The following is a 26,436-nucleotide window of genomic DNA, read 5'->3' as shown; positions in this document are numbered from 1 at the left end:
CAAAATGATTGAAATTATTCCGGCCGGCGCCACATAAAATAACTTGATTTTATTTAACTTATAACTATAAATTGACAATAAATGAAAGTACCGGAATCATATTTTATAAATTGGGACATTAAAGTAACAAAAGAGAATTCGGGTTATACAGTTTTATCTTGATAAAAAAGGTATAAATTCATATTTTATAGAAATAAACAGGAGAGCCATTGAATTCTGAAAAACTTGCAAAACAGATTGCCCGAATATTAAAAGAGAAACAGGGCAGTGATATCGTGATCCAGGACCTGCGTGCCGTCACTACAATGACAGACTTTTTCGTATTATGCACCGTGCAGGCTGATGTTCAGGCGCAGGCGCAGGTGCAAACCATCGAAAAAGAAATGAAATCACAAGGTATCCGGCTATGGCATAAAGAAGGCCGATCGGGCGACCCATGGATATTAATGGACTATGTCGATGTCGTGGTGCATATATTTAAGGAGCAGGCACGCGAATTTTACGGACTGGAGCGAATGTGGGGAGACGCACAATTTATGGAAATAAAGGATGATGATGAATCATAAAGCGCTGATTGAGGAGAAACTCGAAAAAGCTTTGAAAAAGGCCGGCTATGAGGTTGACAGCCGGTCTATCGTATTAGAACAACCCAAACAGGAAAATTTCGGAGATATTGCCACTCCGGTGGCTATGAATCTGGCCAAGATAGCCAAAAAAGCGCCACGCCTTGTTGCAGAAGAGATTGTTCAGAATTTTGAGCCGGACGCTTCTGTTGTGGAAAAAATTGAGATTGCAGGGCCGGGATTCATCAACTTTTACCTTGCGCCCTTGCTTTTGCAGCAGACCATACATGATGTTTTAAAACAGGGGGCCGAGTTCGGGAAAAGCGAGTTCGGCGGCGGTGAGAAAATTCAATTTGAATTTGTCAGCGCCAATCCAACCGGGCCCCTGAACGTGGTCAGTGCACGCGCGGCATCGGTGGGTGATGTGTTGGCCAATATTTACCGCACAACCGGATTTGACATAAAAAAAGAGTATTATGTCAATGATGCGGGTCGACAGATTCGGCTTTTGGGCGAATCACTGAATGCCCGGTTTTTGACAGAGATCGGACAGGAAACCCCGATACCGGAGGACGGATACCATGGGGACTATTTGCGCGACCTGGCCAGGCAGATGGCCGAATCGGACGCCGAATCGCTGAAATCCCTGCCGGAAACCGAACGCATCCCGTTGTTCAGTGAAAAAGCGCTGAGCTATATGCTCGATCAGCACAGACAAAGTATGCACGAATTCGGTGTAGATTTTGATGTCTGGTTTCATGAAAGCGAATTGCGTAAAAATGAAGAACACCTAAAGGTTTTGCAACGCTTGGAGCAAAGCGGTCACACCTGTGAAAAGGATGGCGCAATCTGGTTCAAATCAACGGATTACGGAGATGAAAAAGACCGTGTTCTGGTGACAAGTAAAGGACGGCCGACCTATTTTCTGGTCGACGGTTTCAGTCCACGAAAACAAATATTTTAGAGGCTTTCACAAACTCGTTGATTTCTGGGGCCCGGATCACCACGGGTATATTCCGCGCATGTCGGCTGCACTGCAGGCTCTGGGGTATGATGAAAAACAGTTTAGCGTCAGCATTATACAACAGGTCAACCTTTTGCGCAACGGCCGGGTGGTCAAAATGAGCAAACGCGCCGGAGAGATCGTGGAAATGAACGAACTGATCAATGAAGTCGGTGTGGATGCGGCGCGTTATTTTTTCGTCGACCGCAGAATTTCTCAACCCCTGGATTTTGACATTGATCTGGCCAAAAAACAAACCGATGAAAATCCGGTTTACTATGTACAGTACGCCCACGCGCGCATCTGTAATATATTGCGGTTTGCGAAAGAGAACAACGTAGATATCCCGGATGCCGGCGACACCAGCCCGTTAACCGAACCCTCTGAATTGGAATTGATCAAAAAATGCGGCGAGTTTCCGGAAATCCTGAGCAAAGCGGCCCAGTTTATGGAACCGCACCGGGTGACCAATTATCTGCATGAACTGGCTACTGTATTTCATCGATTTTATCACGATCATCGGGTGGTGACAGACAACAAACAGTTGACCAGAGCCAGACTGATGCTGTGCAAAGCGTCACGTCAGGTTCTTTTCAACGGTCTAACCATACTCGGCATATCAACCCCTGAAAACATGTAACCAAGGAGCTTTTATTTATGAGCAGTTTACTCGTAGTCGGATCCATGGCCTATGATGATATCGAAACACCGTTTGACAAAAGAAAAGACGCTCTGGGCGGTTCGGCAACTTATTTTTCCACAGCAGCCAGCTATTTTACACCGGTGAATCTTGTTGCGGTTGTGGGCGATGATTTTAACCGCTCTTTGATCGATTATCTCGTGGAAAAAAAAGTCGATCTAAAAGGGCTCACAAACGAAACCGGCCAGACATTTCGATGGGGCGGAAAATATCTGGATAATATGATCGACCGTGAGACCCTGTACACACATCTCGGCGTATTTGAATCTTTTGATCCGATATTGCCGCCCTCCTATCAAAACAGCGAATATATTTTTCTGGCAAACATCCAGCCGAACCTGCAGTACAACGTGATCCAGCAGGTAAAAAACGCCAAATTTGTTGCCATGGACACCATGAATTTCTGGATAACCGGCGATCTGGACAATCTCCGCACCACTCTGAAAAAAGTAGACTGCCTGATCATCAATGATTCGGAAGTTCGGCTGCTCTCCGGCGAACACAATATATTCAAGGGCGCTCAGAAAATTCGTGAATGGGGTCCTGAAACCCTGATTATTAAAAAAGGCGAGCACGGATCCATATTGGTCAGCGGTGATAAATATTTCATGTGCCCAGCCTTTCCTGTGGAAAATCTTTTTGATCCGACCGGCGCCGGAGATTCCTTTGCCGGTGGATTTATGGGCTATCTAACTGCCACAGACCTGACAACGCCCGAAAGTTTGCGGCGTGCGATGATTGTGGGAACAGTCATGGCTTCTTTTTGTGTGGAAAGTTTTAGCACCGATAAATTGAAAACACTGAATGAACAGGAAATCAAAGCGCGAATCCGTGAATTGGTGTCCTTGTTCGAATTGGAGCGAGATAACATCTGGATTTAAACTATGGATATTATTACAGAAAAAATACCGTTAAAAACCAAAGGCCACTCTGATATCATAGATATCACCGGACGGGCTCAGGACATTCTGCAGCAAAGCGGTCTAAAAACCGGCACCATCACTTTTTTTATTGCCGGAGCCACGGCAGGACTCACAACCATAGAGTATGAACCCGGCCTGCTCAAGGACCTGCCTGAATTCTATGAAAAACTGGCTCCGGAAGGTGCGGATTACCATCACGATGCCACCTGGCATGACGGAAACGGCAACTCGCATGTCAGAGCCGCATTCCAGGGTCCCTCACTGGTCGTGCCGTTTGTCAACGGACAAATGATGCTCGGCACCTGGCAGCAGGTTGTTCTGATTGATTTTGACAACCGGCCTCGCAGCCGTCAGGTTATCCTGCAGATCATGGGTCAACGCAATCAGTGATGCAATGATAAAGATAGAAAATCTGAATTATCATTACGAGCCTGCCCGCACTTCTTCTACCCTAAAACACCTCAATCTTGGAATAGAACCCGGCGAACGTATTGCAGTGATGGGGCACAATGGCTCCGGGAAAACCACATTTGCCCGCTGTCTGAATGGACTGTTAACCCCGTCCAGCGGCAGCATCAGCGTGGATGGTCTGGACCTGCACGACCCGCGATCACTCCTCGAAATCCGCCGTAAGGTGGGAATGGTATTTCAGAATCCGGACAATCAGATTGTCTCTGCTACAGTTGAACGGGAAATTGCCTTTGGCTTGGAAAACCTGGGCGTGCCGGAACAGGAAATGCATCAGCGAGTCGAGTCGATGCTGCAGCAATTCAATATCGAAAAATATCGACGTCATTCTCCGCACAAACTTTCCGGCGGAGAAAAACAGCGGCTCGCTCTGGCATCTGTTATGGCCATGCAGCCCCGCTACCTCGTCCTTGATGAACCCACTTCCCTGCTGGATCCGGCAAATCGAAAAAGCATTTGCCACACCCTTCAAGTCCTGCACTCCAAAGATACTGAACTCGCTTCCATACTCATTACTCAATTTCCTGAAGAGGCGCTTGATGCGCACCGGCTGATTATATTTTACAAGGGAAGCATTGTCCACGACGAGCGGCCCGCCACCCTGTTTAAAAACAGCGCCCGCATCCGTGAACTGGGTCTGGAGCCGCCGCTTCTCTATCAGGTTAAAGAGCTGCTAAATAAAGATTGACATTTAGACAATTTTAAAATATATTGATAGAATCAGCAAAATTATCTCTTATCAGAGGAACGGCCGTGCAAGAATCGACCACACACCTACTCGACCTCATTGACAAAAGCGTCCTGAACGAAATTCAATCCACTTTTTCCAGAAAACACAACATTGGTCTGTGTATCTACGATGACGACTCGCAGCTGCTTACATCGATAACGGATTCATTCCCCGCTATTGCCAATCTCAACAAGGAAGAACGGACTTTTTTTAATGTGCTCTATGCTGTGGAACATATCGACACCGGGTTTGTGTTTAATGACCGGCAGCCGCTCTATCAAAGTTTTCTTAACGGCCTGGTCATCCAGACCGTTTTCCCTTTGCTTTTCAAAAACGAACTGTTTGGATTTGTCTGTCTGATCAAGGTTAACAACACTCTGAAACCCGATCAAAACGCGGAAGCTCTGGGCCTTCTCGAACAGATATTTAACGGGCAACAGGATATTGAAGACATCAAAGACTATACCACTCCCAACAATATTGAATCAAGCCTTCTTGTCGAAGAATTTGAAAACCTGATCCATCTATTGTTTGAAGCCGGACAGGTGCGGGCCAACTATATTGAAGACACCCCGGAAACACATGACCAGGAAGAGCCGGAGGAAACAGCTCTGCTGTTTTGCACACCGGACGGTGTCATTGTGGACACGCAGGAAGGTACAAATGCCCTCCTGGGACTGGGCGAACAGGAGAACCTGGTCGGAAAAAGTCTAATCTCCGATCTGACAGCGGATACCGACGATCTTGAAAAAATAAAAAGCATTATCAACTCTGAAACTGAAACAGAATGGGAATCGGTCACCCTGCGTACACCGGACGACCGGTTTGTTCTGGCGGATATCACGCTTGTTCCGCAAAAAGACGACCAGACCATAGTCGGATATGAGTGTTACATCAAAGTGCGTCAGAAAGAAACCCTGGATGAAGAAAATGACGATAGATCCGCTCTCGGAGTTATCGCCAATCATATGCTGCAGGAAGAAAATGCTTCTATGAACGAACTGGTCGAACATTATAAAGAATCCGCGCCCGAAACCACGGAGGAGCAGGAACCCGACCTCCTGTCCGTAAACAGATTGAACAAACCCGGTCTTTTTTCCTACTCTTTTAAAGGAGTTTCTCAACTCCTGGATGCTGTGCCTTTTCCGATTGTGGTTACGGATTCTAATGATAAAATCCGCATCTGGAACAAAGCGGTTGAGAACTTGCTCAACATATCAGCCGTCTCCATGCTTGACTCTGAATTCAGCAGCCTGATTGTCGATGAAATGCAGCAGGACTGGCAGGAATGGCGTGATACATTATACGGAAAGGAACAAACAGATTACAAGCCAAATTCGAAATTATTGGTCATTAGCAAAAAAGCTGATATTATCCCGGTACAGGTTCATCTGAGCCGAACCGATATTATGGGACAGGATTACATATCGATCCTGCTGGAATCATCTGAACAGAATTCTCAACCTCAACTCTGTCAGACTGAGACCCCAGATCAAAACAAAGAACTCTTGAACCACATAAAAGCCCAATTCGCTTCCATCTCTTGCCTTATCATTGAGCACTTGAAACATTTTCCGGGAGATTTAAAGCTAAATACCAAACAGCAAAAATCTCTAAATCACCTAAAAAGCCTGGCGCATGTACTGTCGGACGGTGCACACAAGCTCCAGTCCTATACCGGAGATATACAGCTCGACAAACGACCGGTAAATATCAAACATCTCATCGAATCCATTCGCAACAAACTCGAGCGCTTTCTGCCGGAACAATTTGAAATACGCCTCAATCTGCCGGGCCACCTGCCGCCTGCCCGCCTGGATCAGTTTAAAATAGTCCACATCCTCGGCTCATTGTGTAAAAATGCAGTTGACGCCATGCCGCAGGGCGGAATCATCCGGATTGAATCACATGCAACAGAAAATGAACTTTTAATCACAGTCAGCGATTCGGGACAAGGTATGGATCCGGCTATTCTGGAAAACCTGTTTAAACCTTTTACATCCGGCAAAAACGGTATTGCCAAAGGATTGACCCTGTCTTCGATTAAAGGCATCATGCTGGCCCATCAGGGATGGATCGATATCGATACAAATGAAAACGGCAGTACAGTAACTTTGAGATTTCCACTGCAATACGAGGCTGACACGCCAAAACATGAACAAGAGAAAGAAACGTCAACACCGGGTGTTTTGGTGGTTGATGATGATCAAGGGATCGCAGAAACGTCTGCGACAGCTTTAAAACATTACGGATTTCTGTCATTCAAGAGCAATTCCCCTGAGGATGCTGTAAAAACATTAAAAAAGGAGCAGGCAAAAATCCAGATAGTGGTGATTGACAATCATCTCGAAACCTGCAGCGGTCTGGACTGTGCACGTGAACTGCTGCAGATCAAACCTTCTCTTGACATTATTTTCACCAGCGGTGCACCGGCCGATACGGAACTCTCCGGTTATATTGAATCTCACTCGTTCGGATGGCTGCAGAAACCGTTTACCATGAACACCCTGGTAGACAACGTAAAGCACGTTCTGAGCGATTAAACACGCCCCCCGGCCTGGAATCTACACCGCAAAACGAAAACTGATTATATCACCATCCTTGACGATATAATCTTTGCCTTCCAGACGCAACACACCATCGGTCTTGCATTTCTGCAATGATTTTCTCTGAATAAACTCATCATAAGAAACCACTTCAGCTCGAATAAAACCGCGTTCAAAATCAGTATGGATAGCCCCGGCAGCCTGAGGCGCAGCTGTGTTCAACGGAATCGTCCAGGCGCGCACCTCGTCACTGCCGACCGTGAAAAAGGAAATCAGACCCAGGAACTCGTAGGACAGACGGATCAACCGCTGCATGGCAGAGTGGGTAATGCCGATATCCCGGCGAAAGGCTTCCGCCTCTTCATCGGACAGCTGTTGAATTTCCATTTCAATCTGAGCGGATATTAACACCACCGTGCTCTGTTCCGCCTTGAAAAGTTCCTCAAAAGCCTCAGGGATAGTTTCCGAATCCGGGATCTCCTCTTCACCGATATTCAGCGCCACAATCAATGGTTTTAATGTCAGAAACTGATAGCCCCGGATCATCATCTCCTGTTCCCGGCTGATTTCCAGGTCCCGCAGCGGGGTTTCGTTTTCCAGCGCCTCGCTGAAACTCTGCAAAAGATCATATTCCCGTTGATCTTCCGCAGTCTTTTTAGCTTTGATCTGTTTTTCCAGTCTCTGCATCCGATTTTCGATCACGTTCAGATCACTCAGCAAAAGATCGGATTGGATCAGATCAAAATCGCGTTTCGGATCTATAGAGTTTAACGGATGCGGTACGCTGTCGTTGTGAAAAGCGCGCGTTAAAATCAATACCGCATCCACTGTCCGTAAATTCCCAAGAAATTCATCCGTTAATCCGCCTTTCTTCTGTTCGGATGCGGTCAATCCGGCCAGATCGATATATTCAATAACCGCCGGCACTTTTTTTTCCGGCTGATATATTTCAGTTAATGTCTCTACCCGTTCATCCGGGACCTGAACATTGGCTTTATTGGCTTCCGCTTTGCCGGACGCGAACCCGGTCTGAGCGGCAGACCCTGTCAACGCATTAAACAATGTGGTCTTACCTGATTGGCCGAGTCCAACAATTCCTATTTTCATAATATCCTCAATAATTCAAAACCATTTTTTTTAATAACTAAATTTAAGGCTTGTGCAATGAATTGCAAGTGAAATATTAAAATCATGCTCATTCCCTGACAGGGGAACCATTTGCGCGTGAATTTGTTTGATAAAGTAATGATTTTTAATTACCTTTATCAAAAAAGGAGAATAACGTGCTGAAACGTCAGACAAGCGGTTCCATAAAGTGCCCCAAATGCGGACGTTTGATCTCGGCAAATTCAAAAAAATGTTCGTTTTGCGGGCGCTGGAATCCCGGTTTATGGGGATATGGTCCGTCCGTACGCCGTTTGTTCGGTGATTTTGACATGGTCAAGCTAATTCTGGGAACCAGTATTTTTTTGTACATCGCCAGTTTGCTGGCGGATTTGGCCGCCATATTCCAAACCCGGGGATTTTTGGGACTCTTGTCTCCCAGTATGCAGTCGCTTGATGCCCTGGGTATGACCGGACGCTACGCCATGGCTCAGGGACGCTGGTGGACCTTGATCACCGCGATTTATCTGCATGGCAGTATTTTGCATATTCTTTTTAATATGCTATGGCTTCGACAGCTGGGACATCTGGTTGAGCAATGGTTCGGATCCGGCCGTTCTTTTCTCATTTTTACATTTTCCGGAATTCTGGGGTTTTATATATCCGATATGGTCAATATTCCGTTCACGGTCGGCGCCAGTGGATCTATATTCGGCTTATTGGGCGCTCTGGTCTATTTCGGCAGAAAAAGCGGCGGAGAGTTTGGCAACGCCGTCTACAGGCAGGTCGGGACCTGGGCGATCATTCTCTTCGTCATGGGTTTTCTGATGCCGGGCGTGAACAACCTGGCCCACGCGGGTGGATTTGCAGGCGGATACCTCGCAGCCCTGGTTCTCAAATTCAACGATATCAAACCTGAAAATCAGAGTCACCAGATTGCCGCGCTGGCGACCGCGTTATTGACCATTGTTTGTTTTGTATTGGAAATCATAACATAAAAGCCCCTTAAGGGGGTTGGGCGCGCCCGGATGGACTCGAGAGCCCTCTGGCTCAAAGCCGGATGATCCAATTGAGCTACGGGCGCTGCTATTTTATTTCTGCTTTTTCTGGATTTTAGCCCAGGTATCCCGCAGCCCGACAGAGCGGTTAAAAACTTTTTCATCCGGGGTCGAGTCCAGATCCAAAACAAAATATCCCAGCCGTTCAAATTGACAAATAAAACCCGGTTCTTTATCCTGCAGACCGGGTTCCACCTTGCCCTGCAGCGCTTCCAGTGAATCCGCGTTAATATACTCTATAAAATCTTTATCTTCCTGTGTATCCGGATTCTCTACCGTGAGCAAGTAATCGTAAAGACGAATCTGCGCATCCAGGGCATGTCGGGCGCTGACCCAGTGCAGTGTGCCTTTTACTTTACGACCATCCGGCGAAGATCCCCCGCGGGTCTCCGGATCATACGTGCAATGAAGCTCGGTCACCCGGCCGTTCTCATCTTTGATCACATCCTGACAGGTAATATAGTAGGCATAGCGCAACCGGACTTCGCGTCCCGGAGCCAGTCTGAAAAACTTTTTCGGCGGATCTTCCATAAAATCAGTGCGCTCAATATACAACTCCCGGCTGAAGGAGACCGGTCGTTTGCCTGCATCCGGGTCTTCGGGATTATTAATCGCCTCCAATTCGTCTACCTGGTCTTTGGGATAATTGGTAATGACAACCTTGAGCGGCCGCAGTACACCCATAAATCTCGGCGCTCGCTTGTTCAAATCAACACGCAGACAATGCTCCAATAGCGCAACATCCACCACACTGTCACGTTTGGCCACACCAATACGATCTGAAAAATCACGAATGGATTCCGGGGTGTATCCGCGCCGACGTAGTCCGGAAATCGTAGGCATGCGCGGATCGTCCCATCCCCGAACCACACCTTCTTTGACCAGACGCATGAGTTTGCGTTTGCTCATGATCGTGTAGCTCAAATTCAGACGCGCAAACTCGATCTGCTGCGGATGATAAACCTCGAGCTGCTCCAAAAACCAGTCATAAAGCGGACGATGATTCTCAAATTCCAGCGTACACAAGGAATGCGTCACCTTTTCAATGGAATCTTCCAGGCCATGCGCCCAGTCATACATGGGATAAATACACCATTTGTCGCCGGTGCGTGGATGCGGCGCATGCAGAATCCGGTACATGACCGGATCGCGCATATTTAAATTGGGAGAGGCCATATCAATTTTGGCGCGCAGCACGTGTTCACCGTCTTTGTATTCGCCATTGCGCATGCGCTGCAGCATATCCAGATTTTCCTCGACGCTACGGTTCCGGTACGGACTTTTCTGGCCCGGCTCGGTCAGTGTACCGCGGTATTGGCGGATCTGTTCGCTGTTCAAACTGTCCACATAAGCCTTGCCTTTTTTTACCAGTTGGACAGCAAGTTCATACATGCGTTCAAAATAATCCGAGGCATAATACAGGTGATCGCCCCAGTCAAACCCCAGCCATTTGACATCTTTAATAATGGAATCGATGTATTCCTGTTCTTCCTTGATCGGATTGGTATCATCAAATCGCAGATGACAGCGGCCGTTATAACGTTCCGCCAGACCAAAATTCAGACAAATGGATTTGGCGTGCCCAATGTGCAGATAACCGTTGGGTTCAGGCGGAAATCGGGTGATGATCTCAGAGTGCTTGCCGCTTTTGAGATCCTGCTCGACAATGTCCCGAATAAAATGTGTCTTTTCGTTATTCAAAGAATCCGACGCTGAATCGCTTTTAATAGTTTTTTCACTCATACCCGTTCACCTTTAAAATTAAAAATGGTCTCTAAAACCAGTGATATTTCAAACAGGGCGGAAGCTCTTACCGCACAGATGACCATTCAATCACAAGTCTGTAATATACACTAAAATTCATCAAATTTCAACACATTTTACCCGGCGCTAAATCCGCAAAAACCGGGCTGATCATACAGTTCCCAAACAGAAAATAAGTGAGACGACACAGTCAAGTATGAAAAAGCACGACCGGCAGAGTATTTTATGCTTTCCAATATTGTACTGTCCTCCCTGAAACCACACGCTTGGTTTCTACAGACCCCGTCTCTGCCGTTTATGGAGGAACGGCTGAAAAAATCAAACCAAGCAAGCATATAATAATCAATAGAATATCTGTAAAAATCTTGCAAAATGCCCGTAATTTGCCTATATTTTAGTCACAGGTTAGAACAGCAAAAAAACCGGGAACGGCCATGTCCTCCTTTCGTTTTGTCATCATCGGCACCGGCAATATCAGTCAAACCTACTGGCAGGTGATTGAAAATCTCGATCAGGCCGAGGTAGCCGGATTTGTTTCACGCTCACTGACACGTCCGGACTATGTACCCAAAGACCGGCCGGTTGAGATCCAAAAAACGCTTGTACAGATTGAGTCAAGTTACCATGCCGTCATTGTCACCACACCGAACGGCCTGCATCACCGTGGCGCTATCGATGCCGCGGCGCTGAACAAACATGTACTGGTGGAAAAACCGCTGGATATTAATCGGGAAAACATGGCTGCCATGCTGCAGGCGTGCCGCCACGCCAACGTCAAGCTGGGCGTGGCGTACCAGCGCCGCATGAGCCGGGACAATCAGACCATCAAACAATTGCTTGATGAGGGTAAACTGGGGCGTGTTTACGCCGCGGATTTGTGGGTGAAATTCTGGCGCGGTCAGGATTATTATGACAGCGCGCCGTACCGGGGCGGCCGGGAGATTGACGGCGGCGGCCCCTTTATCCAGCAGGCCTGTCACAATGTCGATATTTACTGCTGGTTTTTCGGCAAGCCCGATAAAGTTGTGAGCATGACCGACACCTTTGCCCACCGCATTCAGGCCGAGGACCACGGGGCTGTCCTGCTGAGGCACCCGAACGGTATGATCGGAAGCATGGTTGCATCCACTGTGGCCTGGCCGGGATATGCGCCGGAGCTGCAGGTCCATGCAGAAAAGGGATCGTTCAGCATGAAAAATGATATCATCAGCGTGTGGGATGTGCCGGACCTTGAAAATCCCAGCGAATGTCAGGGGCAAAATTTTCATTCCGGAGCCGGCAGCGCAGCGGTCACACAGACGGCGGGGCACGAAACAATTGTACGCGATTTTATCGAGGCGGTGCAGCAAAACCGAAAACCCTGTGTGCCGGGGGAAGAAGCGAAACTGGCAACTGAGGTGATACTGGATATTTACGGCAACACGGTTTAAAGATATATCAATAAAGCGCTTATTTCTTCATTACCTCCCGCACTTTGTTTGCTATCATCTTGTGTGAAAAGGGTTTTTGCAAAAAATCAACACTATTCTCAAGCATGCCTTGATGCGAAATATGCTCACTGGTATATCCCGACATAAACAGGACTTTGATATCGGGGTAAATGTCAACCAGTTTTGCCGCCAGATCGCGCCCGTTCATCTCGGGCATCACCACATCCGTAATCAGCAGATGAATGTTATTGTCGGTTTTCTGTTCTTTTAACTGTTTTGCATACTCTCCGGCAAGTTGAATCGCTTCAACCGGTGTCGCTGCGCTCAGCACGTTATATCCTAAACGCTCAAGAAGCGTACCGGTCATTTTTAAAATAGCAGGTTCATCCTCTACAAGCAGAATGGTTTCTTCACCTGGTGCAGATGCCGTCGGGATCTCTTTCACATCATGCCGATCCTGTTGGGTCGAACACTCGGGGAAATAAAGTTTAAAGGTCGTCCCCTGTCCGGGTTCACTGTACACTCGTATGTATCCGTTATTTTGCTTTACAACCCCAAACACCGTGGACAACCCCAGACCGGTTCCTTTGCCGACATCTTTTGTCGTAAAGAAAGGTTCAAATATCTGGGCCAGAGTCTCTTTACTCATACCATGTCCGGTATCTGTGACGACCAGAAGCATATAATCGCCCGGCACAATATCAAAATTTTGGGAATAATCTTCTTTTTCAAAAGCAACATGATCAGTCGTAATGGTGATGCTGCCCACCTTGTCGATGGCATCGTGCGCATTGACACATAAATTTACAAGGATTTGATCCAATTGACTCGGGTCCATGCGTACACACCCGGTTTTTCGACTCGGCTGCCAGACCAACTCTATATTCTCCCCAATGAGTTTACGCAGCATACCGAGCATTCCCTGAATGGTATCATTAAGATCGATCACTTTGGGAGTGGTTGTTTGTTTTCGGGCAAACGCCAAAAGTTGTCGGGTGAGATCCGCAGAACGCTGTGCGGCTTTTCGGATTTCCTCAAGCGATGCCCGCCATATACTTTGCCGAGGCAGGTCATCCAAAAGCATTTCAGTATGACCCAGTATAACATTCAGCATATTATTAAAATCGTGCGCTACCCCGCCGGCCAATCGGCCAATAGATTCAAGTTTCTGAGCCTGGCTCAGTTGCTCTTGCAGTTTTTCGCGTTCCTGTTCTGCGACTAACCTCCGGCGTCTGTTTTCTGCTTCCTGAATTTCACGTTTGATAGCCGATGTCAGCCGCATTAATTTATCTTTCGAAAAATAATCATGCGCTCCGGCTTTCATAACATCTACCGCCACCTCCTCACCGATGGTGCCGGAAACCACAATAAAGGGGATATCCAGCCCGCTATCGAAAAGTACGCGCAGGGCGGATGGAGCATCAAAACGCGGCAATTTGTAATCCGACAGCACAACATCCCACTCTCGCTCTTTGAGAGCGGATTGCATCTCTTTTCTGGTCTGCACGCGCAGCCAATCCGGTTCATAGCCGCCACGCCGCAACGTACGCAGCACCAGTAAAGCGTCATCCTCAGAATCTTCTACAACAAGCACTCGGATAGTTTCACTCATAAGCAATTCCCTTCAATCGGCGGCGCCTGGTTCAGCAGCACCCAGTAACATCCCAATTGTTTTACCGCGCTGCAGAATTGTTCAAATTCGACCGGTTTGCGCACATAGCTGTTGGCGCCCAGCTTATAACCGTTAATTATATCTTTTTCTTCAGAAGATGAGGTCAGAATGACAACAGGCAAATGTTTTGTGCGCGGTTCAGAGCGAATATGCCGTAAAACCTCAAGGCCACCGAGTTTGGGAAGTTTTAAATCCAAAAGCACAACCGCCGGCGCGTCTCTTTCCTGATGGTCAGAATATTGACCCCGACCCAGGAGATAATCCAGAGCTTCCACACCGTCTCGAACCACATCGATCGGATTGACTATATTGCTGTCCTTGAGAGAACGCAAGGTCAGCAGCATGTCATTTTCGTCATCCTCAACCAGCAGTATTCTTTTTTCCCGCATGTCATACCTCTCGGATTTTTATTTTTTTTTTCAAACAATGTAAAATAAAACACAGCGCCTTTTCCAACACCCCCCTGCGCCCAGACGCTGCCGTTGTGTCGACGAATGATACGCTGAACCGTGGCAAGTCCAATACCTGTGCCGGGAAACTCGTTGTCCGTATGCAGGCGCTGAAACGGCTGAAACAGTTTATCAATATAATCCTGATCAAATCCGGCGCCGTTATCTCGAACGAAATAAACAAGTTCTTCCTCATCTATTTCCGCATTCGGGGCTTTGCACTTAAAATTGCTCTGCGCAGAAAACTCGATACACGCCTGTTTTGTTTTTTTTGTAAACTTCCATGCATTACCCAGCAGATTCTGGATCACCAGAGACAGAAGGTGAACATCACCGTAAGCGCTCATCCCGTCAGCACAGATCAATTTTACATTCCGGTCCGGCTCGGCGGTTTTCAGCCGTTCATACTCGTCGCGAACCATTTTACTAAAGTCAATGGTTTTCGGACTCATTTTATATCGTGACGCGCGCGACAATTGCAGCAAGTCATCAATCAGATGTCCCATTCTCTGGCTGGCGTCACGTACTCGCCGCGCATAATCACGGCCCTGCTCATCCAGTTTGTCCTGATAATCTTCCAACAGCGCCCGACTGAATCCGTCCATGGCGCGTAACGGCGCCCGCAAATCATGCGATACGGAATAGGCAAAAGATTCAAGCTCCTGATTGGAAAATTCCAGTTTGCGGCGTTCTGTCTTGAGTTCCGATGCGATTCGGTTCAGATCCTCGACCATATAAAGCATGGCTTTCTGACTTTTTTCAGACTCTTGAACCCTTTTCTGCAGTTCTTTTGTGCTTTGTTCCACTTTTTGTTCAAGACTTTTCTTGAGTTCTGTAAGTTCAGCGGTACGCTCCCGCACTCTGTCTTCGAGGTCATCCCGCGACTGCTGTAGCGCCTGTTTTGAGACTTGCAGTTCACGAGTGCGCTCGGCGACCATTTCCTCAAGTCGAAGGTTTCTCGCGCGAATCGTTCGGGTTCTATGTCGGATTAGAAATAGAATGAGCGCCAGTCCTGCAAACAGGCCCGTGATCCTGAACAAGGCGGTTTGCCAAAAAGGCGGAATAATTTCAAGTTCGACACGCCGGCCGGTTTCATTCCATATCCCGTCATTATTGGCCGCTTTTACAGAAAACGTATAATCTCCGGGATCAAGATTTGTATAGGTCACGGTGCGTTTGTGCCCCAATTGAATCCATGTTTCATCAAATCCCGTTAGCTTACAGGCGTATTTATTTTGCGACGGATTCGTGAAATTCAAAGCGGCAAATTCAAATGTCAATACCTTTTGTGTATCATTCAACTCGATACGCTTTGTTTCATTAATATGGCGGGACAGCGGAGAATTCTCATTGCCGAAATTTACCGATTCGTTAAAAAGTTTAAAATCCGTAAACACAATCGGCGGCGGTGTTCGATTGTAAGCAATGTTATCCGGATGAAACCTGTTATACCCCTTACTGCCGCCAAAATACAAATAGCCGCTGGAATCTTTGCAAGCCAAACCGCTTTCGAATTGGTACCCCTGTAAACCGTCAGAAAGATCAAAATTGACAAATTCACCCGTAGAAAGATCGAATCGCGACAGTCCATGAGAGGTGCCCAGCCAGTACAGGCCTTTGTGATCCTGAATAATACTCGCAACGGAATTGCCGGGCAGTCCATCCTCGCGTGTATAACGTTTGATGGTGTTTTTTGTGTGAGGATGAATCCGAAACAGCCCGTTTTCAGCCGGTATCCAGATATCATTGCTGTCAGAACGGTAAATTTGATTTCCACCCTTTAAGACGCTTACAGATAAAGAATCATCTGTAAAATGACCAATCGGGTGCACCTGTTGACGATCCGGTTGATAAATCCACACACCCTGCCGCTGCCCCGTCATCCAAACATCACCGTTGGCGTCCGATCCTATGGCCTGCAAATAGTCAGGCAGTTCCAAATACCCGGCAAGCGGTTGAAAGGAGCCGCTTTCATATTCAAAACGTGCGGCGCCGGGTTTAGACACGGTGAGCCAGATTCTGGATTGCTGATCCACATACATATCAGCTACATTATTCGATAAAAGGGATCGATCATCAGCGGGATTTTCCATAAAGCGGGTGAAATGACCGCGTTCGGGATTGAATACATTGACACCCCCGCCCCAGGTCGAGATCAAAATCCGGCCATCCGGCGCCTCTTCCACATCCATAACAGCATCCGAACTCAGGGCGCTGTTCGCCGTTGTGTAATGACGGAATCCCTGTTCCGGTCCTCTATACAAACAAAGCCCTCCATGATCAGTGCCCATCCAAAGTCTGTTTTTTGAATCCTGAAAGATGCTTGCAACCGGATTGGGGCTGAGTGAGGTAGAATCATAGGGATTGTTTTTGATCAAATCGAATTTTTTACGGCGCGGATCATGAACATTTACACCACCCGACAGGGTACCCACCCAGAGAATTTGGCTGACTCGGTCATAATAAAGAGAAAAAACATCTCCATTGGAGAGTGAAAATTGATCTTTGGGATCGGGTAAAATAGTGGAAAACGCTTTGGCGTCAAGATTAAAACACTGCAGTCCACCGCCGCCTTCAGTCCCAACAAACAAATACGATTGTATCTGAATAAAATCACAAGACAAATCTTTTGCAGGGTTTCCGGTATAATCTACAAAGCTGCTGTCCTTCGGCTGATAACGTATAACACCGTGTGCATCCGTACCGACCCAGATACATCCGCTGGTATCCTGAAAAAGATATTTTTCATAACGGCTATGGGGCAGTCCCTGAAAATCAAGCGCGGATGTAAATCTTTTGTTCACCGGATCGAATCTTTGAATGGTTTGATCCGCTGTCGCAATTAGGATATCTCCATTGCAAAGAGAAATGATATCCATGACAGTGTTGTTATTGATCGAATTGCCATTCTCCGGATCATGTTCAAACAGACGGAAATCGTTTTGCTCCGCATTATAAAGCGCCAATCCGCTATGCGTGCAGACAGCCAATTGCTCTCCGCGCAATACAGCAAGCTTGTGGATATAGATACCCTTTAGGTGGTGTTCGAATCCATCATACTCCGGGATATAACGATTCACCCCATTCTGAGTGCCAATCCACAGATTTCCTGAAGCATCAATTTCAATATCCGTGATCCAGCTATCGGAAAGTGAGAGGCTATCCGTACGGGCAGGGTAAATTTGAATATCATATCCATTATATTTATTCAAACCGGATGTAGTACCAAACCACATGAATCCATCCGGTCCTTTTTGTATCGCCGTTATTGTATTATCAGACAGGCCATCTTCAGTATCAATTTGATAAAACTGCAGGTTTGATGGATTGTACTGTGCTAACCCTGATGTAAACACCATACATAAGAAGAACAGAACTTGCTGACCCTGTTTGTTTTGCTATTGTACAACACTTGGCTTCCAATCACTCAAACGTTATTGCACCATGCCTAAAGCAATTTCCGCGACCTCTATTATTATATGCTTTGAAATGCCGGGGGCACACTCTTGCGTTAGCACTGCATAGATGTAATGCTTTGACAAGTCCAGTATAAAAAATTCAGCATTCAATAACAAGACATATCAACGGAGAATTCTTTGCATGAATATTCATGTTTTCGAAAAACTTTTTTAATCCCGTTCCTCTTTCAATGCCTTGATTTCTTGTCGCAACTCTTCCATACGCAATTCACGGTGAATGGTCGCATCCCGGAACTGCTGCAATCAGCTATCTTTTCCTGCAGTTCGATCGTATTTTCTCTGATTTTCTCTTCAAGTTCATTTTTCAACTGATAGAGTTCATCCTCGGTTTTCCGCCTTTCGGTAATATCCCGACAGCTTGAGTAAAAACAGCCATTGGGCAACCGAACTGCATTAATATCCACCGGAATACTCGTTCCATCCCGCTTTCGCAGCTCGAGTTCAGTGAAAAGACTGCCGGTTTCAACCAAATATTTGAACGTATCCGGTAATGTTTTCCGATTCAAGTCCGTGATATTCATACCGCAGAATTCTTGTTCTGAATATCCAAACAGTTCACAAGCTTTTTCATTTACATATTGATAATCACCCTTTTGATCCACAATAAAGATCGCATCCGCCGAATTTTCCGTGATGGACCGGAATCGCGCCTCGCTTGCTTTTAACTCATTCAAAGCAATATGATGATCAAACCTGACAAAAAACATAAACAGGAAAGCATTGAGGATAAAGGTAAAGAAAAATTTCAGGGACAAGGGTGCATTGGGATAAATTTGAAGAAACCCGAACGCATGCGTCAATGCAACAACAAGAAAAATCACCAGCCATGTATAACTGCTTCCGGCATAGGCCACAAATTCTTTGCGTTTGAACAGTACAATCACCAATGCCAGCATAATAAAAAGTGTTTGCAAAAATACAGCGGATTTACTCCCCAGTTCCGGGACGTACAGCATCGCAAGTCCGAGTATGAGGATCGGGGAAAACGTCCAGAACAGTACCGCGCGTTTGGAAATATGATAAAAATAAAGCAGGACTGCCCAAAGCAGCAAATAGGTCCCGATTGCAGCCGAAAGTCCAAAAACCGGGTGATTAATTTGTCCGGTATTATTGTACCCCCACAAACCAAGAATCGGACCGAGCAGATAAGCAAACCAGGCAAACGCAAGCACTGCATATTTCAGATCTCTTTTCCTCACATAAAGCTCAAAAAAGAACAGTAGAGCCACCAACCTGAAACCGATCAGCACCAGTAAAGAAATATTTATGGCATCAATAATCATCACATCCTATGCAGAAAACAGTTTATTCAGATTCTCTAACGTATACACGATCTATCCGCCCAATACTCGTCTCAACCAACCAACTAACCCTCACACCACACACCACACACCTCACACCTCATACCCCGTACCGCATACTGCAATACCGCATACCTCAACACCTCACATCTCATACCCCGTACCACAATACCACACACCAGATCATATGCGCGCTGATGATCATCATTGAATGTCTTTTATCTTTTCGCGGAGCTCATCATTTTCATCCCGCAGTTCTTTCATGCGAAACTCGCGTTCAATGGTGGCGTCATGAAAGCGTTCAAGCTCCTGGAGTCTCTGCTGCAACTCTTTTGTTTTTTTCTCCACTTCTTGTTCAAGCCTGTCTTTAAGCGTTCTCAATTCATTTTCCGCTTTTTTGCGTTGACTGATATCGCGGCAAAGTCCCATGATATAAACCTGATCCTGCAACCGGATTTTGGTCAGAGTCACCTCGGCCGGGAATATCTCGGCGTCTTTGCGTTGTTGCCGGGCTTCAAAGCGAACGGGATCGTTAAAATTCATCTGATCATAAAATGCGCCTTTTTCTTCGCGTTCATCATAATCCGGATCAATATCACTGACATTCATGTTCAGCAATTCATCGCGGGAATAGCCGTATTGATTGACAGAGGTTTGATTTACGGCCAGAATCTTTCCGTCCAGATCATGCAAAAGCAGGCCGTCAGCGATCTGTTCCACCAAAGTCCTGAATTTCCGCTCATTTTCTTTAATGATCTGATCTGTTTTTTTATGCTCGGTGATATCCTGAAGGGTTCCGCGCAGACCGATCACTTTCTCATGATCAAACACGGGTTCTCCCCGGGCCACAGTGTATCGGTTTTCACCTTTTTTGCGTATCAGTTCAAGCTCGATTTCATAGGGTTCACCGGTTTTTTTAGCGGTTTCCACGGCCTTTTGAAATCTCTGCCAGCTTTCAGGCGTGTAATAGCGCTTGTGCTGATCAACCCGCAGCAAGATTTTGTCTTTCTTTGCACCCATAATATTGTACATCTCGTCCGACAAATAGAGTTCATCGCTGTCAAAATACCACAACCAGCTGCCGATCTTGGCCAGGCGCTGGGCTTCTTTCAGATTCTGCTCGTTTTGCCGCAGCGCATCTTCCATTTGTTTGCGCTCTGATATATCAATGACGGTTGTAATAAAAAATTGAGGGTCACCCTGATCATCGCGATGCAGAACCGTACTGACATCCGCCCAAATGATCGATCCATTTTTATCAAGATATCGTTTCTCGAATCGGGCCGAATCCTTTTCTCCATTCAGCAATGGTGCTATTTGTGTTGTGCTTTTTTCTATATCTGCATCAGGAGTTAATTCCTGCCAGGTTTTGTCTCTCAACTCCTCCTTTGTATATCCCAGCATCTCGCAAAATGCTTTGTTAAAAAACACCTGACCGTCCGGCTGCGTGATACATTTTCCCACATTGGCCGTTTCAAAAACAGAACGGAATCTCTGTTCGCGCTCTCTCAACGCCTCCCGCATTTGATATTCTTTGCTGACATCCCGAAACACCAACACCACACCGGTTATTTCACCCGTTGCATTTTTAATCGGCGCGCCGCTGTCGGCGATCTGGTATTCCTGACCGTCCTTGGATACGAGTTTGGTATGATTGGCCAAACCAATAATGTTCCCCGATTTCAGCACCGGTTCAACCGGGTTTTTAACCCGTTTTCCGGTCTTTGCATTCTGAATGTTAAAAACTGTTCTCAAATCCTGACCCAGGGCCTCTTTTAATTCCCAGCCCGTCAGATCCCGGGCCACCGGATTCATATGTATAATTCGGCTTTTTACATCCGTAGCGATCACCGCATCGCCTATTGAATTGAGTGTAATCCGGTGCTTTTCTTCACTTTTGCGAAGCGCTTCCTCGGCGTGTTTCTGTTCAGTAATATCTTGCAGCGTTGCAAACACCTTGACGTTCTCTTTATCTCGCTCGATAACACCGAGGGCGTGCACGGTAATCACTTGACCGTCTTTTTTAACGAGCCTGTATTCATTCGGCTCCAGTTGATCACTGCCGGATTCAATACAGTCATTCAGCCATTTTGTCACCCGTTCCAGATCATCGGGATGATGAATCGGCGCATCCTCTTTCAGAATAAATTCAGAAAATGGTTTGCCGCGGAATTCCTCACCTGGACGGCCCAACATATCTCCCCAGGTGCTGTTGGTCTGGCGGATCATTCCCGCGTCATCCAGCACCACATATCCGACCGGCGCGTGTTCAAACAATGCGGCAAACCGGTCGCGGGTTTTCTGCAAAATGAGCTGCGTATTGCGCAGCTCTTCATGCTGCAGTTCCAGTTCAGCCTGATGCACCGCCAGTTCATGCGCCAGCTTGTTCACGTCCTGGAGTTCAGAGACTTTATAGGTCTCGGGGGATTCGTTCAACAGTTTTTCCGCCCGTCGTCGCAGAGCTACGGCTTTGTTTTTTCCGTTGCTACTCATGAGGCGCCGACCACGACAGCCGTCTGTTGTCCTGTTTTCCCAATTTTATTTTTCTTCATAGATACCCCCTTTCCGGCGGGACTGTCAAACTCCGCCGGGGCCATTCTTGGTCTGCAGGATACAGTATATGCTCTATCGATTTTTACCCCGTTGTGGTTCATCACCCTGCAAATCAAAAATCCCGTCAAACGGTATCTCTTACCCGGCCGAGTCATAAACTCTCCCGCTCCTGTTATTCCCGCCGCAATCGCAGACCCTTGTCCTCGCAATGGTCTTGCAGTGAAACAATCATCCGGCCAACAGCGTACACCACTATTCTACAATACAATGAGACAATTCATTATACGTAAAAAATTCAGTTAAATCAAGTATAAATCATGTTCCGGTCAAAGGCCGGGTTGAACCATTTGCAAAGCGGTGTAACATCATTTTTATTTCAATAATGGTTTAGTATATTCTAAACATTTCAAAATAACATTTTACAATCTGCCGGCCGCATTTCAAAGCAAGGCACAACAGATTTTTTCCAGATATCCGGGCATGACACACGGCAGTCAGTGGGTACAGGGCGATCACAGCATTTTCATCCAAAACGGATGTCCGGCCCTTGCCTTGTCATCCGATTGGCTGATCGAACACCTGGACACCCACAGGATCACACACTCGTCTGAAGATAATCCGGATATTGTAGAGCCGGGCAAATGCGTGGAAATTGCCGAGGCGCTGACGGAATTGATCACAGAGTTGGATGCATAGCAGATAAATTCGTTCATGGAAAATTTAATTTTCAAGACTTGACTCTCATTCTGTAAGAATCCAGCAAAAACAACCTGCCTATATAATGACTCGTGTCAGAATGTTTTCGCAAATAACGACCAGGCATATTCATGATAGACGGGATAATTTCAGGATGATTCACCAATACAAACAAAAATATATTAATAAAATAATGCATAAATCACCAGAAACGCACATATTTAGCAGAAGAAACGTTGTCTATCCTGGATTCCGGCGCCTGTCTTTTACCGGACTGCACCCTAATCGATATTATCGATCCAGAGCCCGGTTCAGGTTATAAGCCGCGCTGATTAATGCCAGATGGGTAAAGGCCTGCGGGAAATTCCCCAATGCCTCACCTGTGGGACCTGTCTCTTCGGCATATAATCCCAGATGATTCGCATAGCCCAGCATCTGTTCAAATATCAGGCGGGCTTGTTCCAGCCGTTTCGGGTGCACCCGACCAGCGCGCGTCAAAGCTTCCACAAGCCAGAATGAGCAAATATTAAAAGTACCTTCCGAGCCTTGCAGACCGTCTGAAAATGTTTGGGTATTGTAACGATATACCAGACTGTCCGAGACCAGGCCGCCGTTTTGAGGAGATTCGAGCACCGCATCCAATGTACTGAGCATTCTCCGATCATCAGGCGACATAAAAAAGACCAAAGGCATAATAAGGGTTGAGGCGTCGAGGTCCCGGCTGCCGAAATGCTGCACAAACGCCTTGCGTTTTTCATTCCAGCCTTGTTTCATTACAGTTTCATAGATCATATCCCGGGCAGACAGCCATGCATTGCGGTCCGCCGGGAACGAGCGTTTATCCGCGAGCCGCAGGGCTCTGTCCAGGGCGACCCAGCACATAACTTTTGAGTATACGAAATGCTGCCGCCCGCCGCGGGTTTCCCATACCCCTTCGTCAGGCGTGTTCCAGTTTTTGGCGACCCAGTTCATCAGCCGGCGCAACTGATTCCATAAATCATATGAGATAGGACTGCCATACTTGTTGTAAAGATAGACCGAATCCATCAACTCGCCGTAAATATCAAGCTGCAATTGGCCATAGGCACCGTTTCCGATCCGCACCGGGCCGGAGCCCCGATACCCTTCCCAATGGGAAAGCACCTGTTCGTCCAGTTTATGTTCGCCGCCAAGACCGTACATGACCTGCAGCGAGCCATCGGTAGAGAGTTCCCGGCAGCGCGCCTCCAGCCAGTTCATAAACTGCTCGGCTTCTTGAGTAAATCCGATGCGCAGCAATCCATAAAGCGTAAATGCCGCATCGCGTATCCAGGTATAGCGATAATCCCAATTGCGTTCCCCGCCGATCGCTTCGGGCAGGCTGCATGTGGGAGCCGCCACAATGGCGCCCGTCGGTTTAAAAGTAAGCAGTTTCAGAGCCAGTGCGGATCGATGCACCATTTCCCGCCACCGTCCTGTATAACTGCATGTTGAGATCCATGCACGCCAATACTCCACGGTGCGTCTGAATTCTTCCTGTGCTTCGCCCTTGCTGATTCCCGCCGCCGCACACGCCGGACACATTTCCTGCAATATAAAAAGCACGGAATCTCCTTCATGCAGATTGAGCTCTGCGCGACAGCCCTCATTGGTAATCTCTATCGGCACATCAGCAGAAAGCTGCATGTTCAAAGCGGATGAGGAAAAAGCAACACCGGACGCTGTCGGGGATACGTCCAGACTATCCCGTCCATAGTTGAATGCCGGATTACAGTGCATGCGAAACGTCAAAGATCCCCGAACCTGCCGAACCCTTCTGTACAGGCGTCTGTGAGCATGCGGATTATGCTCGTCGTATTTGTCCGGTATGGTCATAAAATCGATCACTTCACCCACCCCCTCCCGGCACAGAAATCGGGTGATCAACACATTGGTTTCGGGCCAGTAAAATTGTTTTTGTTTCAAACTTTTGCCATCCGGAGAGATGGAATATCGGCCGCCCTTTTTATCATCAAGGATTGCTCCGAACACACTGGGCGAATCGAAACGCGGATAACAGAACCAATCTATTGAGCCGTTTATCCCGACGAGTGCGACCGTTTCCATATCCCCGACTATTCCGTAATCTTCAATATTTTGGTATGCCATATCTGTTGCCCTTGTCAAGGTTGTAGCGCCGATAAAGCCAATTCATTCGGTTTATTCCTGAAAAACGCCCTCTCATCAACAACCCCTTTGGAACAAGAGTACTATTAAAAACCTCTTGTCCGGAACAGTCCGTTGCAATATCGCAGGCCATTTTAATGAAAACTGTCTCTGGACGTTTATTTATTCCATATAGTGGGTTATCGTCGAAATAAAAAATCCGATTCCTCTAAAATCGTAAACTCTAATATTTTGGTATTTCGATACCAAACAATTTTCGATACAATTCAATGGCATACGGGTCTGTCATACCGGACAAATAATCGAGCACGGACAGCACCTTTTTATAGACCGTATCATCCCCGGAATGGAATTGTTCGGGAATCAATCGCAGTATTTTCTGATCCCGGTGATCCGGGTTTTGTTTCAGCATGGCAGGGACAAACAGGGAGAGCAGATCACTCATAATTTTAAATCCGGCAATTTCCAGTTCGAGAACCGAATCGTGATTGTAAATGTTGTCAATGGATATTTTTTTAATTTCGGACAACAGCGCATTCTGATCCGTCAGGACATCCAGCAGTCCATTGTTGTAGCTCCCGTTTATGATGCGGTCGGCATTGTGGATATACAAATCAGCCGATTCCCGGGTCAATGTATTGATACACTTTGCCCGCAGATACGCGATCTGTTCGTTCTTGTCTGAAATCCGATTGTACGTTGCCCTGATCGCATCCATATCGTCCGTTTTTCTGCCAATGTTTTCAATCAAACTTGAAAACAGTTCCGCGACCTGTTTGTGCGGCAGAATATGCATGCGCTGGGCATCTTCAAAATCGACAATCCGGTAACAGATATCATCCGCCGCTTCGGTCAGAGTGACAAAAGGATGCCGACTGTACACCAAAGGATCATCCGATTGTTTACTGATAGTCAGGGCGTTTAAAATATCGACGGCCAACGCCTTTTCAGACTGAAAAAAGCTGAATTTCTTTGTATTGATGTTCTCTGTTTTAATGGCCGTAGACTCGCAGGGGTATTTGAGAATAGACGCCAATGTGGAATAGGTCAACTGATAGCCGCCAGCGGACTTGCCCTTGAATTGATGCGTCAATGTCCGGAACGAATTAGCATTGCCTTCGAAGGAAATCAGGTCAAGCCATTCTTCCGGTTTGAAATAATCCTGTAACGCTTTACCCGGTTCAATACCAACATGCGCATTAGATTCAAAGTAAGCGGATATCGCCTTTTCACCGGAATGTCCAAACGACGGATTGCCGATATCATGCGCCAGACAGGCGGACGCAATCACATTTTGCAGTTCATATTGGTAAAACTCTTGATAGTGTGCATCAATATATCCTTTATCGACCAGTTGTTTGCCGACGATTTTTCCCAGCGAACGCCCCACACTCGCCACTTCGAGAGAATGGGTCAATCGATTGTGAACAAACGTGGCCCCCGGCAGCGGAAAGACCTGGGTTTTATTCTGCAGTCTCCGAAACGCGGATGAAAACACCAATCGGTCAAAATCGCGTTGATAATCCGTACGGATTTCAGAGCTAATTGTGGTCCCCCCGGTGCGGTTTCCGGAAATAATAGTGTTCCAGTTCATAGTTATCCAGGTTTTATCGATTTGAATTCTCTGTCGTTCGGACAAGTCCGGCAGTTTTAACAACAAACAAAACAGCCTCAGAATTACCTATTTTATTTTGTTATTTTACAATAGTTTGAATCATGTCGAAACAGTACGTACTCCAGTACATACTGTTTCTGTTCTTTTGATTTAAAATCAGGGATTTTTTCGTTTTTCATACGCGCTTTTTTCCTTTTCACTCATCTCTCTTGCAGAAATAATTCGGACAAATTTATC

The 26,436-nt window shown here is 46.8% G+C and carries 19 protein-coding genes; 10 read left to right on the top strand and 9 right to left on the bottom strand.

The features are described 5' to 3' along the window. Positions 1-209: 209 nt before the first annotated feature. The 7 genes from rsfS (at position 210) to U5R06_01415 (ending at position 6,930) form a co-directional block, all read left to right on the top strand. Positions 210-566: a ribosome silencing factor gene (gene rsfS / locus U5R06_01445; protein ID MDZ7721504.1), complete on the top strand. Its 357-nt coding sequence runs from the start codon at positions 210-212 to the stop codon at positions 564-566. Beyond that, entirely contained in the window at positions 550-1,527 is a 978-nt protein-coding gene (gene argS / locus U5R06_01440) for an arginine--tRNA ligase (GenBank protein ID MDZ7721503.1), read from the top strand. The genes rsfS and argS overlap by 17 nt, the downstream gene beginning before the upstream one ends. 58 nt (positions 1,528-1,585) lie before the next feature. Continuing rightward, on the top strand, positions 1,586-2,206 hold the full coding sequence (locus tag U5R06_01435) for a DALR anticodon-binding domain-containing protein (protein MDZ7721502.1): 621 nt from the start codon (positions 1,586-1,588) through the stop codon (positions 2,204-2,206). A 17-nt stretch (positions 2,207-2,223) separates the two neighbouring features. Further along, complete coding sequence (locus U5R06_01430; GenBank protein ID MDZ7721501.1) at positions 2,224-3,147, top strand: PfkB family carbohydrate kinase; 924 nt, start codon at positions 2,224-2,226, stop codon at positions 3,145-3,147. 3 nt (positions 3,148-3,150) lie between these two features. Further along, positions 3,151-3,579: a secondary thiamine-phosphate synthase enzyme YjbQ gene (locus U5R06_01425; protein ID MDZ7721500.1), complete on the top strand. Its 429-nt coding sequence runs from the start codon at positions 3,151-3,153 to the stop codon at positions 3,577-3,579. Positions 3,580-3,583: 4 nt separating this feature from the next. Beyond that, on the top strand, positions 3,584-4,345 hold the full coding sequence (locus tag U5R06_01420; protein MDZ7721499.1) for an ATP-binding cassette domain-containing protein: 762 nt from the start codon (positions 3,584-3,586) through the stop codon (positions 4,343-4,345). Between the two features lie 65 nt (positions 4,346-4,410). Next, the gene (locus tag U5R06_01415) at positions 4,411-6,930 is read left to right on the top strand and encodes an ATP-binding protein (protein MDZ7721498.1); all 2,520 of its coding nucleotides are present in this window, start codon (positions 4,411-4,413) and stop codon (positions 6,928-6,930) included. 21 nt (positions 6,931-6,951) lie between these two features. Here U5R06_01415 and ychF read toward each other — a convergent pair whose 3' ends face one another. Beyond that, positions 6,952-8,040 (bottom strand): redox-regulated ATPase YchF, encoded by a 1,089-nt coding sequence (gene ychF / locus U5R06_01410; GenBank protein MDZ7721497.1) that lies wholly within the window; start codon positions 8,038-8,040, stop codon positions 6,952-6,954. 176 nt (positions 8,041-8,216) lie between these two features. On the opposite strand from ychF, the gene U5R06_01405 reads away from it, so the two are divergent. Beyond that, positions 8,217-9,035, top strand: a complete 819-nt coding sequence (locus U5R06_01405) for a rhomboid family intramembrane serine protease (protein ID MDZ7721496.1) — start codon at positions 8,217-8,219, stop codon at positions 9,033-9,035. A 93-nt stretch (positions 9,036-9,128) separates the two neighbouring features. On the opposite strand, the gene U5R06_01400 is transcribed toward U5R06_01405, so the two are convergent. Next, entirely contained in the window at positions 9,129-10,838 is a 1,710-nt protein-coding gene (locus U5R06_01400; protein ID MDZ7721495.1) for a glutamine--tRNA ligase/YqeY domain fusion protein, read from the bottom strand. Between the two features lie 455 nt (positions 10,839-11,293). Here U5R06_01400 and U5R06_01395 point away from each other — a divergent pair, with 455 nt between their 5' ends. Next, on the top strand, positions 11,294-12,289 hold the full coding sequence (locus tag U5R06_01395; GenBank protein ID MDZ7721494.1) for a Gfo/Idh/MocA family oxidoreductase: 996 nt from the start codon (positions 11,294-11,296) through the stop codon (positions 12,287-12,289). Between the two features lie 19 nt (positions 12,290-12,308). Here the strand turns inward: U5R06_01395 and U5R06_01390 are convergent, their stop codons facing one another. From U5R06_01390 to U5R06_01370, 5 genes are all read right to left on the bottom strand, one after another. Beyond that, positions 12,309-13,901: a response regulator gene (locus U5R06_01390; protein MDZ7721493.1), complete on the bottom strand. Its 1,593-nt coding sequence runs from the start codon at positions 13,899-13,901 to the stop codon at positions 12,309-12,311. Next, the gene (locus tag U5R06_01385) at positions 13,898-14,350 is read right to left on the bottom strand and encodes a response regulator (protein MDZ7721492.1); all 453 of its coding nucleotides are present in this window, start codon (positions 14,348-14,350) and stop codon (positions 13,898-13,900) included. Before U5R06_01385 ends, U5R06_01390 begins: the two co-directional genes overlap by 4 nt. Next, positions 14,296-17,769, bottom strand: coding sequence for a two-component regulator propeller domain-containing protein (locus U5R06_01380; GenBank protein ID MDZ7721491.1), 3,474 nt, complete (start codon positions 17,767-17,769; stop codon positions 14,296-14,298). Before U5R06_01380 ends, U5R06_01385 begins: the two co-directional genes overlap by 55 nt. A 287-nt stretch (positions 17,770-18,056) precedes the next feature. Then, positions 18,057-19,172, bottom strand: coding sequence for a PAS domain S-box protein (locus U5R06_01375; protein ID MDZ7721490.1), 1,116 nt, complete (start codon positions 19,170-19,172; stop codon positions 18,057-18,059). A 222-nt stretch (positions 19,173-19,394) separates the two neighbouring features. Next, entirely contained in the window at positions 19,395-21,683 is a 2,289-nt protein-coding gene (locus tag U5R06_01370) for a PAS domain S-box protein (protein ID MDZ7721489.1), read from the bottom strand. A gap of 540 nt (positions 21,684-22,223) precedes the next feature. On the opposite strand from U5R06_01370, the gene U5R06_01365 reads away from it, so the two are divergent. Next, positions 22,224-22,439 (top strand): hypothetical protein, encoded by a 216-nt coding sequence (locus tag U5R06_01365; protein MDZ7721488.1) that lies wholly within the window; start codon positions 22,224-22,226, stop codon positions 22,437-22,439. 291 nt (positions 22,440-22,730) lie between these two features. Here the strand turns inward: U5R06_01365 and U5R06_01360 are convergent, their stop codons facing one another. Both U5R06_01360 and dgt read right to left on the bottom strand, forming a co-directional pair. Further along, the gene (locus U5R06_01360; protein ID MDZ7721487.1) at positions 22,731-24,566 is read right to left on the bottom strand and encodes a glycoside hydrolase family 15 protein; all 1,836 of its coding nucleotides are present in this window, start codon (positions 24,564-24,566) and stop codon (positions 22,731-22,733) included. Between the two features lie 241 nt (positions 24,567-24,807). Beyond that, complete coding sequence (dgt, locus tag U5R06_01355) at positions 24,808-26,178, bottom strand: dNTP triphosphohydrolase (GenBank protein MDZ7721486.1); 1,371 nt, start codon at positions 26,176-26,178, stop codon at positions 24,808-24,810. Between the last annotated feature and the right edge of the window lie 258 nt (positions 26,179-26,436).

The sequence above is a fragment of the candidate division KSB1 bacterium genome, from assembly GCA_034521575.1.
In the GTDB taxonomy this organism is placed as follows: Bacteria; Zhuqueibacterota; Zhuqueibacteria; order Residuimicrobiales; family Krinioviventaceae; genus JAXHMJ01.
The sequence above is the reverse complement of the archived record's forward strand: the minus strand, read 5'-3'. Positions and strand labels throughout refer to the sequence as shown.

What these genes read in the sequence shown, in the direction of transcription:
- U5R06_01360 (MDZ7721487.1), bottom strand. Translation starts at nt 24,566, where the DNA reads ATGGCATACCAAAATATTGAAGATTACGGAATAGTCGGGGATATGGAA.
- U5R06_01375 (MDZ7721490.1), bottom strand. Translation starts at nt 19,172, where the DNA reads ATGATTATTGATGCCATAAATATTTCTTTACTGGTGCTGATCGGTTTC.
- U5R06_01365 (MDZ7721488.1), top strand. Translation starts at nt 22,224, where the DNA reads ATGACACACGGCAGTCAGTGGGTACAGGGCGATCACAGCATTTTCATC.
- U5R06_01435 (MDZ7721502.1), top strand. Translation starts at nt 1,586, where the DNA reads ATGTCGGCTGCACTGCAGGCTCTGGGGTATGATGAAAAACAGTTTAGC.
- U5R06_01395 (MDZ7721494.1), top strand. Translation starts at nt 11,294, where the DNA reads ATGTCCTCCTTTCGTTTTGTCATCATCGGCACCGGCAATATCAGTCAA.
- argS (MDZ7721503.1), top strand. Translation starts at nt 550, where the DNA reads ATGATGATGAATCATAAAGCGCTGATTGAGGAGAAACTCGAAAAAGCT.
- ychF (MDZ7721497.1), bottom strand. Translation starts at nt 8,040, where the DNA reads ATGAAAATAGGAATTGTTGGACTCGGCCAATCAGGTAAGACCACATTG.
- U5R06_01430 (MDZ7721501.1), top strand. Translation starts at nt 2,224, where the DNA reads ATGAGCAGTTTACTCGTAGTCGGATCCATGGCCTATGATGATATCGAA.
- U5R06_01370 (MDZ7721489.1), bottom strand. Translation starts at nt 21,683, where the DNA reads ATGAGTAGCAACGGAAAAAACAAAGCCGTAGCTCTGCGACGACGGGCG.
- U5R06_01390 (MDZ7721493.1), bottom strand. Translation starts at nt 13,901, where the DNA reads ATGAGTGAAACTATCCGAGTGCTTGTTGTAGAAGATTCTGAGGATGAC.
- dgt (MDZ7721486.1), bottom strand. Translation starts at nt 26,178, where the DNA reads ATGAACTGGAACACTATTATTTCCGGAAACCGCACCGGGGGGACCACA.
- U5R06_01380 (MDZ7721491.1), bottom strand. Translation starts at nt 17,769, where the DNA reads ATGGTGTTTACATCAGGGTTAGCACAGTACAATCCATCAAACCTGCAG.
- U5R06_01425 (MDZ7721500.1), top strand. Translation starts at nt 3,151, where the DNA reads ATGGATATTATTACAGAAAAAATACCGTTAAAAACCAAAGGCCACTCT.
- U5R06_01385 (MDZ7721492.1), bottom strand. Translation starts at nt 14,350, where the DNA reads ATGCGGGAAAAAAGAATACTGCTGGTTGAGGATGACGAAAATGACATG.
- U5R06_01420 (MDZ7721499.1), top strand. Translation starts at nt 3,584, where the DNA reads ATGATAAAGATAGAAAATCTGAATTATCATTACGAGCCTGCCCGCACT.
- U5R06_01400 (MDZ7721495.1), bottom strand. Translation starts at nt 10,838, where the DNA reads ATGAGTGAAAAAACTATTAAAAGCGATTCAGCGTCGGATTCTTTGAAT.